Annotated in this window: 11 protein-coding genes; 4 read left to right on the top strand and 7 right to left on the bottom strand. The window is 66.8% G+C overall.

Translation table 11 applies throughout. From position 1 onward, the window contains the following. Positions 1 to 292: 292 nt before the first annotated feature. The 7 genes from kdsA to BMY06_RS18025 all read right to left on the bottom strand — a co-directional run bounded on the left by kdsA (position 293) and on the right by BMY06_RS18025 (position 9,467). The gene (kdsA, locus tag BMY06_RS18055) at positions 293 to 1,147 is read right to left on the bottom strand and encodes a 3-deoxy-8-phosphooctulonate synthase (protein WP_027814924.1); all 855 of its coding nucleotides are present in this window, start codon (positions 1,145 to 1,147) and stop codon (positions 293 to 295) included. Further along, a complete protein-coding gene (locus BMY06_RS18050) occupies positions 1,144 to 2,805 on the bottom strand; it encodes a CTP synthase (RefSeq protein ID WP_065060252.1) in 1,662 nt (553 codons plus the stop codon). The genes kdsA and BMY06_RS18050 overlap by 4 nt, the downstream gene beginning before the upstream one ends. Before the next feature lie 139 nt (positions 2,806 to 2,944). After that, positions 2,945 to 3,760 carry an alpha/beta fold hydrolase gene (locus BMY06_RS18045; RefSeq protein ID WP_065060253.1) on the bottom strand — a complete coding sequence of 272 codons (816 nt, stop codon included), beginning with the start codon at positions 3,758 to 3,760 and terminating at the stop codon, positions 2,945 to 2,947. Next, positions 3,757 to 6,486: a ComEC/Rec2 family competence protein gene (locus BMY06_RS18040; protein ID WP_074984425.1), complete on the bottom strand. Its 2,730-nt coding sequence runs from the start codon at positions 6,484 to 6,486 to the stop codon at positions 3,757 to 3,759. The genes BMY06_RS18045 and BMY06_RS18040 overlap by 4 nt, the downstream gene beginning before the upstream one ends. A gap of 67 nt (positions 6,487 to 6,553) precedes the next feature. Continuing rightward, positions 6,554 to 7,342 carry a TatD family hydrolase gene (locus BMY06_RS18035; RefSeq protein ID WP_074984423.1) on the bottom strand — a complete coding sequence of 263 codons (789 nt, stop codon included), beginning with the start codon at positions 7,340 to 7,342 and terminating at the stop codon, positions 6,554 to 6,556. 135 nt (positions 7,343 to 7,477) lie between these two features. Further along, a complete protein-coding gene (gene lolD, locus BMY06_RS18030) occupies positions 7,478 to 8,221 on the bottom strand; it encodes a lipoprotein-releasing ABC transporter ATP-binding protein LolD (protein ID WP_065060256.1) in 744 nt (247 codons plus the stop codon). Next, positions 8,214 to 9,467 (bottom strand): lipoprotein-releasing ABC transporter permease subunit, encoded by a 1,254-nt coding sequence (locus BMY06_RS18025; protein WP_065060257.1) that lies wholly within the window; start codon positions 9,465 to 9,467, stop codon positions 8,214 to 8,216. The genes lolD and BMY06_RS18025 overlap by 8 nt, the downstream gene beginning before the upstream one ends. 413 nt (positions 9,468 to 9,880) lie before the next feature. On the opposite strand from BMY06_RS18025, the gene BMY06_RS18020 reads away from it, so the two are divergent. From BMY06_RS18020 to lysS, 4 genes are all read left to right on the top strand, one after another. Continuing rightward, the gene (locus tag BMY06_RS18020; protein ID WP_074984574.1) at positions 9,881 to 10,993 is read left to right on the top strand and encodes a regulator; all 1,113 of its coding nucleotides are present in this window, start codon (positions 9,881 to 9,883) and stop codon (positions 10,991 to 10,993) included. A 17-nt stretch (positions 10,994 to 11,010) separates the two neighbouring features. Next, positions 11,011 to 12,717, top strand: coding sequence for a single-stranded-DNA-specific exonuclease RecJ (gene recJ, locus BMY06_RS18015; protein WP_065060258.1), 1,707 nt, complete (start codon positions 11,011 to 11,013; stop codon positions 12,715 to 12,717). Between the two features lie 97 nt (positions 12,718 to 12,814). Continuing rightward, a protein-coding gene (prfB, locus tag BMY06_RS18010; protein WP_110328271.1) for a peptide chain release factor 2 occupies positions 12,815 to 13,919 on the top strand; the annotation gives its coding sequence in 2 pieces (ribosomal slippage) (positions 12,815 to 12,895 and positions 12,897 to 13,919; 1,104 coding nt in all). Positions 13,920 to 14,022: 103 nt separating this feature from the next. After that, positions 14,023 to 15,570 (top strand): lysine--tRNA ligase, encoded by a 1,548-nt coding sequence (gene lysS / locus BMY06_RS18005; protein ID WP_074984421.1) that lies wholly within the window; start codon positions 14,023 to 14,025, stop codon positions 15,568 to 15,570. The last annotated feature ends 8 nt before the right edge of the window (positions 15,571 to 15,578 follow it).

The following is a 15,578-nucleotide window of genomic DNA, read 5'->3' as shown; positions in this document are numbered from 1 at the left end:
GGTTCAACTTGTTGCGTCGCGAGGATCACACACTGCGTAATCGCTGCGCCGCCACGCTGCCTTGTACATCTGGCGCGGCGCGGTTCCCGTCTGGCACAGCATGGCATCGCTTCATGACACCTGCTGCGCCGGCGGGCCGCTCGCCGCGGCTCCTCCATCGCGCCGCTCATGCAATCGAAGCGGCGCGCGATGCTTCAGCACTACGGTAGAACTCCGCGATCCAATCTTGCGGTGAAGCCATACGACAAAGCACACGACGCGCATGAAGCGCGCCGGTGCCTGACTACGTGAATCAGTTGAAGTCGTTCTCGAGGAACGGCGTGCGCTTGACCGCCTGGTCGAGCGTGACGAGCGTTTCGAGCAGGTCGGCCATGCGGTTCAGCGGCACGGCGTTGGGACCGTCGGACTTCGCTTGCGCCGGGTTCGGGTGCGTCTCCATGAAGAGACCCGCCACGCCCGTTGCGACGGCCGCGCGCGCGAGCACCGGCACGAATTCGCGCTGACCGCCCGAGCTGGTGCCCTGGCCGCCCGGCAGTTGCACCGAGTGCGTGACGTCCATCACGACCGGCGCCGCCGTCTCGCGCATGATCGCGAGCGAGCGCATGTCGGACACGAGGTTGTTGTAACCGAACGAGACGCCGCGTTCGCAAGCCATGAAGCGGTCTTCGGAAAGACCCGCTTCACGCGCCGCGTCGCGCGCCTTGTCGATCACGTTCTTCATGTCGTGCGGCGCGAGGAACTGGCCTTTCTTGATGTTGACCGGCTTGCCCGAACGCGCGCACGCGTGGATGAAGTCGGTCTGGCGGCACAGGAACGCCGGCGTCTGCAGCACGTCGACGACCGAAGCCACCGGGCCCACTTCCTCTTCCGTGTGCACGTCGGTCAGCACGGGCAGGCCGAGCTGGCGCTTCACTTCGGAGAGGATGCGCAGGCCTTCGTCCATGCCCAGGCCGCGGAACGACTTGCCGCTCGAGCGATTGGCCTTGTCGAACGACGACTTGTAGATGAACGGAATGCCGAGCTTCGCCGTGATTTCCTTCAGGCGGCCCGCCGTGTCGATCGTCATCTGTTCGGATTCGACGACACAGGTGCCTGCAATCAGAAAGAACGGCTTGTCGAGGCCGACCTCGAAACCGCACAGATTCATGCTTTCTCCTGAGCGCGCGACTGCTGGTGCGCGAGCGACGCTTCGACAAACGCCTTGAAGAGCGGATGGCCGTCACGCGGCGTGGACGTGAATTCCGGGTGGAACTGAACGCCGACGAACCACGGGTGCATGTCGCGCGGCAGTTCCATCATTTCCGGCAGGTCTTCAGTCGGCGTACGGGCGCTGATGATAAGGCCGCCGGCTTCGAGCTTGGGCACGTAGCCGTTATTGACTTCATAACGGTGGCGGTGACGTTCGTTCACGTCCTTGCCATAGATTTCCGAAGCGAGCGTGCCGGGCTTGATCGGGCAGCGCTGCGAGCCGAGGCGCATGGTGCCGCCCAGGTCCGAATCTTCCGTGCGCTTCTCGACCTTGCCTTCGCGGTCGGCCCATTCGGTGATGAGCGCGACGACGCGGTCCGGCGTGTCGGCGTCGAATTCCGTGCTGTTCGCGTGCTTCAGGCCCACCACGTCGCGCGCGAATTCGATCACGGCGAGCTGCATGCCGAGGCAGATGCCGAGGTACGGCACCTTCGATTCACGAGCGTACTGAATGGCCTTGATCTTGCCTTCGGTGCCGCGACGGCCGAAACCACCCGGCACGAGAATCGCGTCGAGATGCTTGAGGCTGTCCACGCCCTGTTCGTCGATCTCTTCCGAGTCGATGTACTCGATGTTGACCTTGGTCGAGGTCTTGATCGATGCGTGACGCAGCGCTTCGATGAGCGACTTGTACGACTCGGTCAGGTCGACGTACTTGCCGACCATGCCGATCGTGACTTCATGCTGCGGATGCTCGAGCTTCTCGACCATTTCGGCCCACATCGACAGATCGGCGGGCTTGGCGGACAGCTTGAGTTCGTCGCAGACGATCGAGTCGAGACCCTGGTCGTGCAGCATCTGCGGAATCTTGTAGATGCTGTCGGCGTCCCACACCGAAATGACGGCGTCTTCGGGCACGTTCGAGAACATCGAGATCTTCGAGCGCTCGTCGTCCGGAATGCGGCGGTCTGCACGGCACAGCAGCACGTTCGGATAGATACCGATTTCGCGCAGCTTCTGCACGCTGTGCTGCGTGGGCTTGGTCTTGAGTTCGCCGGCCGTGGCGATGAACGGCACCAGCGTGAGGTGCACGAAGCACGCGCTGTTGCGGCCAAGGCGCAGGCTCATCTGACGCGCGGCTTCGAGGAACGGCAGCGACTCGATGTCGCCGACCGTGCCGCCCACTTCAACGATCGCCACGTCGGGCTCACCGCACGTCGCGGATGCCGCGCCGCGCTCGATGAACGCCTGGATTTCGTTGGTGATGTGCGGAATGACCTGCACCGTCTTGCCGAGATAATCGCCGCGGCGTTCCTTGCGGATCACCGATTCGTAAATCTGGCCCGTGGTGAAGTTGTTGGCCTTGCGCATCTTCGTGCTGATGAAGCGCTCATAGTGGCCGAGGTCGAGGTCGGTCTCCGCTCCGTCTTCCGTCACGAACACTTCGCCGTGTTGAAACGGGCTCATCGTGCCGGGGTCGACGTTGATGTAGGGATCAAGCTTGAGGAGGGTGACTTTCAGACCGCGCGATTCGAGGATCGCGGCGAGGGAGGCGGCGGCAATACCCTTGCCAAGGGAAGAAACTACGCCGCCGGTGACGAAAACATATTTGGTCATCGCTGGATGCTCGCGGGAAAAACGGATTATACCGTAAAGCAAGGGCTAACCCTGAATTTTGAAAGAGCATCTTGCGTGACGGGGCGCGGCGCGAATGAAGCATGTGCCGAATTGATCGTGCCCCGCCAGACGGCGGCCATCAGGCGCGCGTCCAGCCGCCGTTACCCATCGCGTAGAGCATGCGCTGCACCGCGCGCGCGGTCTCGATGGGCCGCTCCATCGGATACAGATGACTGCCTTCGATCCACTCGAAGCGCTCGCCCGCGATGCGCCGCGTCGCGCCGAGACCGACCTGCCGCACCTCCTTCGAATGCGTGCCGCCGACGAAGCTCACCGGCACCGGCGAGCCATGCGCGAGGCGCGTGCCGAAGGTGTGCGGCAGTGTGCGGTAAATGAGGTATTCGGTGCGGCGGTCGAAGGCGAGCGTGCGTGCGCCGTCGGGCGAAGTCTGAGGAATGCCGAAGTCGATGTAGTCCGACAACACGCGCTCGTCCCAGCGCGCAAACGCGGGCTTCGAGTGGAAATGACGCCAGGCTTCGTCGCGACTCGCCCAGCTGGTGCGGCGCGTGCGCGTCGCGGCGGCGGGCGACAGGCGCTCGTCGAGCCCGGTCCACTGCGACACGCGCAGCATGCCGCTGCGCCAGCCGGCGATCACGGGCGAATCGAGCATCACCACGCCCCTCACCCACTGCGGCTTCCTGAGCGCCGCCATCAGCGAAAGATAGCCGCCGAGCGAGTGGCCGACGAGCCAGACCGGCTGCTCATAGCGGCTGCCGATGTCCTCGATCAGTTGCTCGACGAGGTGCGGCCAGTCGCGCGTGACGGGATAGCGCGCGTCGTGGCCGATGCGCTCGATATAGCGCAGCTCGTAGGTGTCGCCGAGTTCGGCGAAGAAAGTGCGATAGGTCGAGGCCGGGAAGCCGTTCGCATGGGAAAAATGGATGACGTTCTTCAATCTGGGCCTGTCTCCGTTCCGTTCGTTCTTGTCGGATTGTCGTTGTCGTCGTTGTCTTGCGTGCCGGGCGGGCGGACCGCAGCCGCCCCTTGCATCGCGCCCACCGCCGCCTCTTCGGTCCGATCCGGCCGGTCCAACCGGTCCATCCAGTAACGCCGCCGCGTATCGCGAAAGCGCTCGACCGTCAACGCGCCGGGGGCGGCCTCGATGCGCGCCGCGCCGTCCCAATCGCTGCGCGCCAGCACGATGTGGCGCGACGCGTAACGCGCATAGACACCCGGATAAGGATGATGAAAGCGATTGATGAAGCCTACCTGAAATATCGCGACGAGCGGCCAGACAGAGTCGAGGAACGGTTCAGTCGACGACGTGCGGCTGCCGTGGTGCGGCACGACGAGAATCTGGGCGCGCAGCTTGTCGGGGTCGCGTGCCATCAGCGTGCGCTCGGTGGCGGCTTCGATATCGGCGGCAAGCAAGGCGGTGACGGCGCCATCCGGCGCCGACGCGGCCCCGGATATGCCCGCCGTGCTCACGCGCAGCACGCAGCAATGCGCATTGGGTTTGCCCGCGAGCGGCCCCGCATCGGGCCAGAGCACCTCGAAGGTCACGCCGTCCCACTGCCAGCGCTGCCCTGCCGCGCACTGCACGCGCTCCGCCCCGCGCGACTGCGCTGTCGCCCACAACGGATGCGCGGGCAGAATGCCCGCCACGAACTGCCGCACCCGCAGCGCTTCGAGCACGGCCTGAGCGCCGCCCGAGTGGTCGGAGTCGTCGTGGCTCACCATCAGCATGTCGAGTTGCGTCACGGCGTGGGTCTGCAGATAGGGAACGACGATCCGCTCGCCCGCGTGGGTGGATTCCGGGCCTGGCCCGGCGTCGAACAGCAAGGTGTGGCGCGCGGTCTCGATCAGCACGGAGGTGCCCTGCCCGATGTCCAGCGCGGTGAGGCGGAACGCGCCTTCCGGCGGGCCGCCCGGCGACGGCGCAAGCAGCGGCAGCCACGTGAACGGCGCGAGCCAGCGCAACGGCCACCCGCGCGGCGCGAGCAACCACGCGACGCCCACCGCCGCACAGGCCAACGCCCAGCCGGACGGCTGCGGCAGACGCAGCAGCGCCCACGGCAGACCGTCGAGCGCGCCGAGCGCCATCGCGAGGCGGTCGAGCAACGCGTGCGCGGCGCGCAGCGCGAAGGCGTCGAGCGGCTCGGGCAAGACCGCGCCCGCCAGCACGGTCGGCGTGACCAGCATGCTGACCCACGGAATCGCGAAGGCGTTCGCCAGCGGCCCGATCAGCGGAATCTGCAGGAACCAGTACGCGGTGAGCGGCGCGAGCGCCAGCGTGACCGCCCATTGCACGCGCGCGCCGTCATGCAGACGGGCCGCGAAACGCCTGGCGGCGCGGCGCCAGCGCTGCCAATCGACGAGCGAGGCAAAGCGTTCGCGCCAAGGCCCACGCGGCACCTCGGCCGCCACCGGCTCCTTCTCGCGCATCGGATCGACTTCATCGGGTGTGAGTTCGGCATCCTCTTCGCGGCGCATGCGCGGCACGCCGCTGGCCGCATACAGAATCGCCGCGACGGCGCAGAACGACAACCAGAATCCCGGCGCGGTCACCGCCCACGGATCGCGCAGCAATACGAGCCCGAGCGCCCACGCCAGCACATGCGAACGCGACACCTCGCGCGAACCCAGCAGCGCCACCGCCGCCACCGCCAGCATCCAGAGCGCGCGCTGCACCGGCACGTTGAATCCGGCCAGCGCGGCATAAGCCGCACCCGCGCACAGCGCGCCCGCGAGCGCCACTTTCTGGGCGGGCAGGACGAGCGGCGCTTCCATGCCGCGCCAGCGCGCTCGCCGCCAGAGCGCGCCCGACAGCCAGCCCGCAAGCCCGGCGACGAAGGCGAGATGCAGCCCGGAGATCGCAACGAGATGACTCGTGCCGGTGTTGCGCATCAGTTGCCAGTCGGCATCGCTGACATCGTCCTGTGCACCGGTCGCAAGCGCGACGACGATGCCGCGATGCGGCGCGTCCGCCAGCACCTCGCCGATGCGCGCACGCACCGCCGCCCGCCTGCGCTCGATGGCGATGCCGATGCCCTGCGCGTCGCGAGTCAGACGTTGCGCGTGCGCGGCGTCGCTGACGTAACCGGTCGCGCGCACGCCGCGCGCAAGCAAGGCCGCCTCTGTATCGCGCAAATCGAAATTGCCCTCGCCGTGCGCCGGCTTGAGCCGCACCGTCAGCCGCCAGCGCGCGCCGGACACGAGCGGCGGCACGGGCGCGTCGCGCGCGATCCAGTTCAATTGCAGCAGACGCGGCGCACGCGAGAAACGCAAAGCGCTCGCCGCAAGCTCGCGCCCCGGCCAGGATTCCACCGCGAAGAGAAAGCGCGCCGAGCCTTCACCGAAGGCAGGCATCCGCGCGATATACCCGATTACGTCGACGTCGCGCGCCTGCCAGGCTTCGGGCAACGATGCGGCCAGGCGGATTTCCGCGCGCCACGCCGCATAACCGAACCCGACACACGTTGAAGCAAGCACAAGCGCGGCCCAGCTCACAGCACAACGCGCAATACGCCCTCGCGCACCCCACCGCCCCATCCGCACGCCGCCGATCGCCGCGCCCAACATCAACGCGATCAATCCACACCACGCACCGCGCCCCGGCAACGCCGCCTGCTGTTGCAGCGCGATCACGCCCAGCGCGAAGCCGCACCACATCGCCCGCATAGCGCCTCCGCGAAACGGCGGCGCAAGCCCTCACACCCTGCCGTTTCGCGCGCCACCCATGCGGAAATTATGCCGACGAAAGCGCGAGCCGCGGCAGCGCGGCCGTCGCGTTAGCCGTCGTGCCAAGGGCGATATCCTCGGGCGTCACGCCCCGCAAGGCGGCGAGCACGGCGCCGATGCGCGGCACCTGATCCGGCGTGTTGCGCTGCTTGTAGAGCCAGGACGGCGAGATGTCGGGCGCGTCGGTTTCCATCACGATGGCGTCGAGCGGCAACTGCTCCGCGAGCCGGCGAATCTGCAACGCGCGCTCGAAGGTCAGATTGCCGCCGAAACCCAGATGCATGCCCTGCTCGATAAACGCCTGCGCCTGCTGAAAGCTGCCGTTGAACGCATGCGCGATGCCGCAGCGCACGCCGTTGCGGCGCAAGCCCTTGAGCACCTGATCCTGCGACTTGCGCACATGGCAGATCGCGGGCAGCTCGAATTCGCGCGCGAGCTTCAACTGCGCGTCGTAGATGAATTGCTGACGCTCGGCGTCGAGCCCCGGCACGAAAAAGTCGAGACCGATTTCGCCGATACCCACGAACTTCGGATCGTCGAGACTCGCCTCGATTTCGGCGCGCAATGCGGCGATGTCCTCGTCGCGCGCCTGCGGCGTATAGAGCGGATGAATCCCGAGCGCGTAGACCGCGCCCGGCGTGCGCCGCGCGAGCGCGCGCACGGTCGCGAAGTTCTCGCGCGCCACCGCGGGAATCACGATGCGCGCCACCCCCGACGCCCGCGCCGCCGACGCCACCGCGTCGCGATCCGCGTCGAATTCGCCGGCATCGAGATGACAATGCGTGTCGATCCACATGGTTACGCGCTCCTGCCGCAAACGGCGAACGTCATCGAAATAGACCCAAAAACAAGGCCCGCGAATCACGCGGCAGAACTGCGGCGCAACTCGCGGGCGCGAGGCGTGGCGCAAGGCGACGCCGTTGCTGCGCGCCTAGACCGGCAGAACCGGCTCCTCGTGCAGCATGCCTTCGCGCAGACGCACGATGCGGTCGCAACGCGCCGCGAGATCGGGATCGTGCGTGACGATCACGAAGCTCGTCTGGAACTGGTCCGAGAGTTCGAGCATCAGGTTGAACACCGTGTCCGCCGTGCTGCCGTCGAGATTGCCGGTCGGTTCGTCGGCGAGCACGCAGGCGGGCCGCGTGACCAGCGCACGCGCGATCGCCACGCGCTGACGCTCGCCGCCCGAGAGTTCGCCCGGACGATGACGCGCGCGATGCGCGAGGCCCACGCGATCGAGAATCGCCATCGCCTCGCGGCGCGCGTCCTCTTGCGGCATGCGGCGGATGCGCAGCGGCATCGCCACGTTGTCGAGCGCCGAGAATTCCGGCAGCAGATGATGGAACTGATAGACGAAACCGAGCGCGCGGTTGCGCAGATCGTTGCGGTCGCGTTCGGACAGTTCGGTGAACGGCTTGCCGAGCAGCTTCACGTTGCCGGTGCCCGGTTCGTCGAGACCGCCGAGCACGTGCAGCAGCGTGCTTTTGCCCGAACCCGACGCGCCCACGATCGCGAGCTTCTCGCCGCGCTTCACGGAGATTTCGGTGTCGTGCAGCACCTGCACCGAGAGCGCGCCCTGGCCGAACACCTTCGAAATGCCGTGCGCCTCGATCACATACGGATAGTCGCTTGCCACGCCGCTCATGATGGTGTTTTTCGCTTGACGATCATTCATAGCGCAGTGCCTCCGCCGGTCGAACCCTGGCCGCGCGCCAGCTGGGATAAAGCGTCGCGAGCGCGGACAGCACGAACGCAATCAAACCGATACGGATCACGTCGCCGGCGACGAGTTCCGAAGGCAGTTCACTGATGAAATAGACCGAGGGCGGCAGGAACTGCACGCCGAGCAGATGCTCGATCATCGGCACGAGCCACGGAATGCTCCACGCGATCAGGCAGCCGAGCGCGACGCCGATGGCCGTCCCCACGAAGCCGATCGTCACGCCCTGCACCACGAAGATCTTCATGATCGAGCCGGGCTGCGCGCCGAGCGTGCGCAGAATGGCGATATCGGCCTGCTTGTTGGTCACCGTCATCACCAGCGACGACACCAGATTGAACGCCGCCACCGCGATGATCAGCGTGAGGATGATGAACATCATGCGCTTCTCGATCTGCACGGCCGAGAACCACGTCTTGTTCTGCTGCGTCCAGTCGCGAATATAAAGGTCGCCCGAGAGCGTGTGCACGAGCTGCCGCGCGACGGCGGGCGCGCGCTGCATGTCCTTCAGGCGCAGGCGCACGCCGCTGGGTGCGGCCAGGCGGTAGAGCACTTCGGCGTCGCGGATGTTCACGAGCGCGAGCGTGCTGTCGTACTCGTAATGCCCCGATTCGAACACGCCCACCACGGTGAACTGCTTCAGGCGCGGCAGCATACCCGCCGGCGTGATCGTGCCTTCGGGCGCGACGAGCGTGACCTTGTCGCCCTTCGTCACGCCGAGATTCACGGCCAGATCGGAGCCGAGCACGATGTTGAAGCTGCCCGGCGTCAGATCGTTCATGGTGCCGATCTTCATTTCCTTGCCGATGTCCGAGACCTGCGGTTCTTCCGAGGGCTCGACGCCGCGCAGCGCCACGCCGTTCACGCTGTCGCCGCGCGTGAGCAGCGCCTGGGCGTCCACATAGGGCGCCGCGCCGATCACCTCGGGATTGGTCTTGGCCTCTTTCGCGGTCAGTTGCCAGTCGGGCATCGAACCGGTGGGCGAGAAGATTTCGACGTGCGCGAGCACGGAGAGCATGCGGTCGCGCACGTCGCGCTGGAAGCCGTTCATCACGGAGAGCACGACGATCAGCGCCGCCACGCCGAGCGCGATGCCCGACATCGAGATCAGCGCGATGAACGAGATGAAGCCATTGCCGGTCGTGCGCTTGCCGGCGCGGGTGTAGCGCCAGCCTATCTGCCATTCGTAGGGAAGTTTCAAGCGAATCCTTTAAAGCGTCTTCGTTGCGCGGGCATGGGCGCGCGGGCTGCGTCGCGGGTTACGTCGCATCGTGCTGGTTACGTCGCATATTTGCGTCGCGATCACGTCGATGCAGGACCACCGGTCCGCGCGCCGCCCGATTTCCGTGCCGGAACATGTCCGCAACCAAGCGCGAAGTTTGCCACACTACGGGGGTCTCACGGACTTTGCGCCATCCCGGGCCGCCTGTACCCGCCCAGTCTGCGCCCCTGCCCCTTGGATGCGGATTCGGCGCGCAGGTGCCCGCCTGCCGCGCCGATCGTCGGTAAGTTACTGATTCGTATGGCACGGCACGCCAACGCGGTGCACTCGACGCGCCGGATGCGCCGCCCGCCGCGCCCAGCAGCCGCGAGCGCCGAAGTACAATGCGCACCATGCCTGCCGACCGCCTCCATCTCCTCGTGCCTTTCGCGCTGCCGTCCGCGGCTGTTGCGCCGACCGCCCTCGCCGGCCTGCAGTTTCCCGCGCTCTCGAAGCTGATCGCGCGCGCGACGCTCGGCGAGCAGGTCATCGGCGAAGATTTCCAGCGCACGCTGCCGCATGAGCGCTGGGTCGCGCGTCAGTTCGGCGCGCTCGGCGACGGCGCTGCGAGCGCCAACGCCAAAAGCGCCAGCGCCGACGACGAAGCGCCGCTCGCGCCCTGGATGCTGCTTGCCGACGGCGGCACGCCCGGCGACGCCACGTGGGCCTGCATCCAGCCCGTGCACGTGCGCATCGCGCACGATCACCTGGTGCTGATCGATCCCGCCTCGCTCGAACTCACCGACGCCGACGCCGCCACGCTGTACGCCATCGCCCGACCGCTGATCGAAGAACTCGGCGTGCGCATCGAAGCGCCCACGCCGCAACGCTGGTATCTGTCGAGCGACCAGTTCGGCACGCTCGCGGGCGCGTCGCCGCTGCGCGCGAGCGGCCGCAATATCGAAATCTGGCTGCCGCACGAGGCCCATTCGGGCCAGCGTTCGCGCGCGTGGATGAAGGTGCAGAACGAGGTGCAGATGGCCTGGTTCGAGCATCCCGTCAACGAAGCGCGCGAGGCGCGCGGCCTGCCCGCCGTCAACTCGATCTGGTTCCACGCGCAAGGCGCGCTGCGTCCGGTGCGCAAGCCGTTTGCGCGCGTGCAGTCCGACGCCGCCGCCACGCGCGGCCTCGCCATGGCGTCGGGCGCGGCGCTGGCCAGGGCGCCGGCCGATTTCGCCACGCTGAAAACCACGCTCGACGCCGCCGCGAGCGGCATCACGCTGGTCGAGCTCGATCCGTTCTCGGCGGCGTATATCCAGCAGGACTGGGGCCGCTGGAACGCGGCCTTCGCGCAGATCGAACGCGACTGGTTCGCGCCCGCGCTCGATGCACTGCAAGCCGGCGAGCTGAACCAGCTCGACGTCACGCTCTGCGGCGATACCGGCTCGGTCACGCTCGCGCTCACGCGCGGCGACCTGCGCAAATTCTGGCGACGCCGCGAGTTCGCGTCGCTCTTCATCGAATAATTTCCGAAGTCGTCCGCATGACCCGAATCGTCACCCGCGCCTGCTCTCCCGCCGATACCGAAGTGCTGATCCGTCACGGCCTGCACCCGGTGCTCGCGCGCCTCTACGCGTCGCGCGGCGTCAGCCAGCCCGACGACATCGAAACCGGCCTCGGCCGCCTGATTCCGCCCGCCGGCATGAAAGGCCTCGACGAGGCCGCCGCGCTGCTCGCCGACGCGCTCGAACAGAAACGCCGCATGCTGGTGGTCGCCGACTACGACTGCGACGGCGCAACCGCCTGCGCGGTGGCCGTGCGCGGCCTGCGCATGTTCGGCGCGCAGATCGACTATCTGGTGCCGAATCGCTTCGAGTACGGCTACGGCCTCACGCCCGAGATCGTCGCGCTCGCCGCGCAGCGCAAGGGCGGACCGCCCGACCTGCTGATCACCGTCGACAACGGCATCGCCAGCGTGGAAGGCGTGGAAGCCGCGAACACGCTCGGCATCGACGTGCTCGTGACCGACCACCACCTGCCCGGCGACGTGCTGCCGGCCGCGCGCGCGATCGTCAATCCGAATCAGCCGGGTTGCGAGTTTCCGAGCAAGTGCATCGCGGGCGTCGGCGTGATGTTCTACACGCTGCTTGCGCTGCGCGCCGAACTGCGCCGCCGCGGCGCGTTCGCCGACGGCAAGCCCGAGCCGCGTCTGGACGGTCTGCTCGATCTGGTCGCGCTCGGCACGGTCGCCGACGTCGTCAAGCTCGACGGCAACAACCGCGTGCTGGTCGCGCAAGGTCTGCAACGCATCCGCAACGGCCGCATGCAGCCGGGCATCGCCGCCCTGTTCCGCGCCTCGGGCCGCGACGCGAAAAGCGCCTCGGGCTTCGATATGGGCTTCGCGCTCGGACCGCGCCTGAACGCGGCGGGCCGCCTCTCCGACATGTCGCTCGGCATCGAGTGCCTGACCACCGACGACGTGGGCCGCGCCTGGGATCTCGCGCAGCAGCTCGACGCGATGAACCGCGAGCGCCGCGAGATCGAGGCCGGCATGCAACAACAGGCGCTCGCCGATCTCGCCGACATCGATCCGCAGGACGGCGCCACGCTCACGCTGTTCAACGAAGGCTGGCACCAGGGCGTGATCGGCATCGTCGCGGGACGGCTCAAAGAGAAGTTCCACCGCCCGTCCTTCACCTTCGCGCTCGCCGACGACGACGGCGCGCTCGTCAAGGGCTCGGGCCGTTCGATCCCCGGTTTCCATCTGCGCGACGCCGTCGACCTGATTTCCAAGCGCGAGCCGGGCCTGATCCACAAGTTCGGCGGCCACGCGATGGCCGCGGGCCTGACGATCGCCGCCGCCGACGTGCCGCGCTTCGCCGCCGCCTTCGAGCGCGTGGGCCGCGAATGGCTGACCGCCGAGGCGCTCGCGCGCACCGTGGAAACCGACGGCGACCTCGAAGACGCCTATTTCACGCCCGATTTCGTCGAGATGATCGACGCCGCCGTGTGGGGCCAGGGCTTCCCGGCGCCCGTGTTCGCGGGTGAATTCGAGGTCGCGTCGCAGGCACTCGTGAAGGACAAGCACCTGAAACTGCAACTGCTGCGCGGCCGCCAGCGCTTCAACGCGATCTGGTTCAACCACACCGAGCCGCTGCCGCAGCACACGACCGTCGCCTATCGCCTCGTGCGCGACACGTGGAACGGGGTTTCGCGCGTGCAACTGGTGGTGGAGCACGCGGCGCTCTGACCGGCGTGGACGAGAGGCCACGCATGGGGTCGCCGCGCCCTTGATGCATGGCCAATCGGCTATAATTGCGTGTTTTACACGCCGGATCACGACACAAATGGAAGCGGAACGTCTCAACGCGATCGAAGCCCTCTTGGCGGACCTGCGCGCACGCGCGGGCGAGCTCCGGGGGTATCTTTGACTACGACGTAAAAGCCCGACGGCTCGTCGAAGTCAATAGCGAACTCGAAGACCCCAACGTCTGGAACGACTCCAAGCACGCACAGGGTCTCGGCAAGGAAAAGAAACTGCTCGAAGGCGTCGTGCATGTGCTCGACGGTATCGAGAACGACGCGCGCGACGCGCAGGACCTCTTCGAGATGGCGCGCGAGGAAGGCGACGAGGACACGCTCGTGGCCTGCGAAAGCGACGCCGCTGAAATCGAAAAGCGTATCGCCGACGTCGAGTTCCGACGCATGTTCGCGAACCCGGCCGACCCGAACAACGCCTTTATCGACATTCAGGCGGGCGCGGGCGGCACGGAAGCCTGCGACTGGGCGTCGATGCTGCTGCGCCAGTACGTGCGCTACTGCGAGCGCAAGGGCTTCAAGACCGAAGTGCTCGAAGAGTCCGAAGGCGACGTGGCCGGCATCAAGAGCGCGACCATCAAGGTCGAAGGCGAATACGCCTACGGCTTCCTGCGCACCGAAACCGGCATTCACCGCCTCGTGCGCAAGTCGCCGTTCGACTCGTCGGGCGGCCGTCACACGTCGTTCTCGTCGGTGTTCGTGTATCCGGAAATCGACGAATCGTTCGAAATCGACGTCAATCCGGCCGACCTGCGCATCGACACGTATCGCGCTTCGGGCGCGGGCGGTCAGCACATCAACAAGACCGACTCCGCCGTGCGTATCACGCACATCCCGTCGGGCATCGTCGTGCAGTGCCAGAACGACCGCTCGCAGCACCGCAACCGCGCCGAAGCCATGGCCATGCTCAAATCGCGCCTGTACGAAGCCGAAATGCGCAAGCGCCAGTCGGAGCAGGACAAGCTCGAAGCGGGCAAGTCGGACGTGGGCTGGGGTCACCAGATCCGCTCCTACGTGCTCGACAACAGCCGCATCAAGGATCTGCGCACGAACGTCGAAATCAGCAACACCAAAGCCGTGCTCGACGGCGATCTCGACGCGTTCATCAGCGCAAGCCTGAAACAGGGCGTGTAAGCGGCGCCAACGTCCGCCGCCCTCTCCCGCCGTGCCGCCGCCCGCGTCTTTCGAGACGCGCGGCGCGCGCGGCGGAACCGAATTTCCCGAACCCCGAGCCATCATGACCGAACCGACCCAGCCGAATACGGCCGCCGCAGCGCCTGCCGCGTCGCCCGACCTGGACGACAACCAGATCATCGCCGAGCGCCGCGAGAAGCTGCGCACGCTGCGCGAAGCGGGCGTCGCCTATCCCAACGACTTCCGCCCGACTCACCACGCCGCCGACCTGCAGCGCGAATACGCCGAGACCGACAAGGAAGCGCTCGAAGCGAATCCGCTCGAAGTCGCGATCGCCGGCCGCATGATGCTCAAACGCGTGATGGGCAAGGCAAGCTTCGCCACGGTGCGCGACGGCTCGGGCCAGATCCAGTTCTTCATCACGCCCGCCGACGTGGGCGAAACGACCTACGACGCGTTCAAGAAGTGGGACCTCGGTGACATCGTCGCCGCGAAGGGCGTCCTGTTCCGCACCAACAAGGGCGAACTCTCGGTGCGCGTGACCGAACTGCGTCTGCTCTCGAAGTCGCTGCGTCCGCTGCCGGACAAGTTCCACGGTCTGTCGGACCAGGAAATGCGCTACCGCCAGCGCTACGTCGACCTGATCGTCACGCCGGAAGCCCGCGACACGTTCGTGGCGCGCGCGAAGGCGATCGCGTCGGTGCGTCAGTTCATGGCCGGCTCGAACTTCATGGAAGTCGAAACGCCGATGCTGCACCCGATCCCGGGCGGCGCGGCGGCCAAGCCGTTCGTCACGCACCACAACGCGCTCGACATGCAGATGTATCTGCGTATCGCGCCCGAGCTGTATCTGAAGCGCCTGATCGTCGGCGGCTTCGAGCGCGTGTTCGAAATCAACCGGAATTTCCGTAACGAGGGCGTTTCGCCGCGTCACAATCCGGAATTCACGATGATGGAGTTCTACGCCGCGTACACCGACTACGCGTGGCTGATGGACTTCACCGAGCAACTGATCCGCCAGGCCGCGATCGACGCGTCGGGCACCGCCGTGCTCACGTATCAGGGCCGCGAACTCGATCTGTCAAAGCCGTTCCATCGTCTGACGATCGTGCAGGCAATCCAGAAGTACGCGCCGCAATACACGACCGAACAGCTCGCCGATGCCGCGTTCCTGCGCACGGAACTGAAGAAGTTCGGCGTCGACGCGAACCAGCCGCAGTTCCTGAACGCCGGCGTCGGCGCGCTGCAACTCGCGCTGTTCGAGGAAACGGCCGAGTCGCAACTGTGGGAACCGACCTACATCATCGACTACCCGGTCGAAGTCTCGCCGCTCGCGCGCGCCTCGGACACCACGCCGGGCATCACCGAGCGTTTCGAACTGTTCATCACGGGCCGCGAAATCGCCAACGGCTTCTCGGAGCTGAACGATCCGGAAGACCAGGCCGCGCGCTTCAAGAAGCAGGTCGAGCAGAAGGACGCGGGCGACGAAGAAGCGATGTTCTACGACGCCGACTACATCCGCGCGCTCGAGTACGGCATGCCCCCGACGGGCGGCTGCGGCATCGGCATCGACCGTCTGGTGATGCTGCTCACCGATAGCCCGAGCATCCGCGACGTGCTGCTGTTCCCGCACCTGCGCCGCGAAGACTAAGCGACGCC

The sequence above is a fragment of the Paraburkholderia tropica genome (assembly GCF_900109265.1).
Taxonomy (GTDB): Bacteria; Pseudomonadota; Gammaproteobacteria; order Burkholderiales; family Burkholderiaceae; genus Paraburkholderia; species Paraburkholderia tropica.
This window is presented reverse-complemented; position numbering and strand designations above follow the sequence as displayed.

Coding starts and splice junctions, on each gene's coding strand:
- kdsA (WP_027814924.1), bottom strand. CDS start 1,147: ATGAATCTGTGCGGTTTCGAGGTCGGCCTCGACAAGCCGTTCTTTCTG.
- BMY06_RS18050 (WP_065060252.1), bottom strand. CDS start 2,805: ATGACCAAATATGTTTTCGTCACCGGCGGCGTAGTTTCTTCCCTTGGC.
- BMY06_RS18040 (WP_074984425.1), bottom strand. CDS start 6,486: ATGCGGGCGATGTGGTGCGGCTTCGCGCTGGGCGTGATCGCGCTGCAA.
- BMY06_RS18035 (WP_074984423.1), bottom strand. CDS start 7,342: ATGTGGATCGACACGCATTGTCATCTCGATGCCGGCGAATTCGACGCG.
- lolD (WP_065060256.1), bottom strand. CDS start 8,221: ATGAATGATCGTCAAGCGAAAAACACCATCATGAGCGGCGTGGCAAGC.
- BMY06_RS18020 (WP_074984574.1), top strand. CDS start 9,881: ATGCCTGCCGACCGCCTCCATCTCCTCGTGCCTTTCGCGCTGCCGTCC.
- recJ (WP_065060258.1), top strand. CDS start 11,011: ATGACCCGAATCGTCACCCGCGCCTGCTCTCCCGCCGATACCGAAGTG.
- lysS (WP_074984421.1), top strand. CDS start 14,023: ATGACCGAACCGACCCAGCCGAATACGGCCGCCGCAGCGCCTGCCGCG.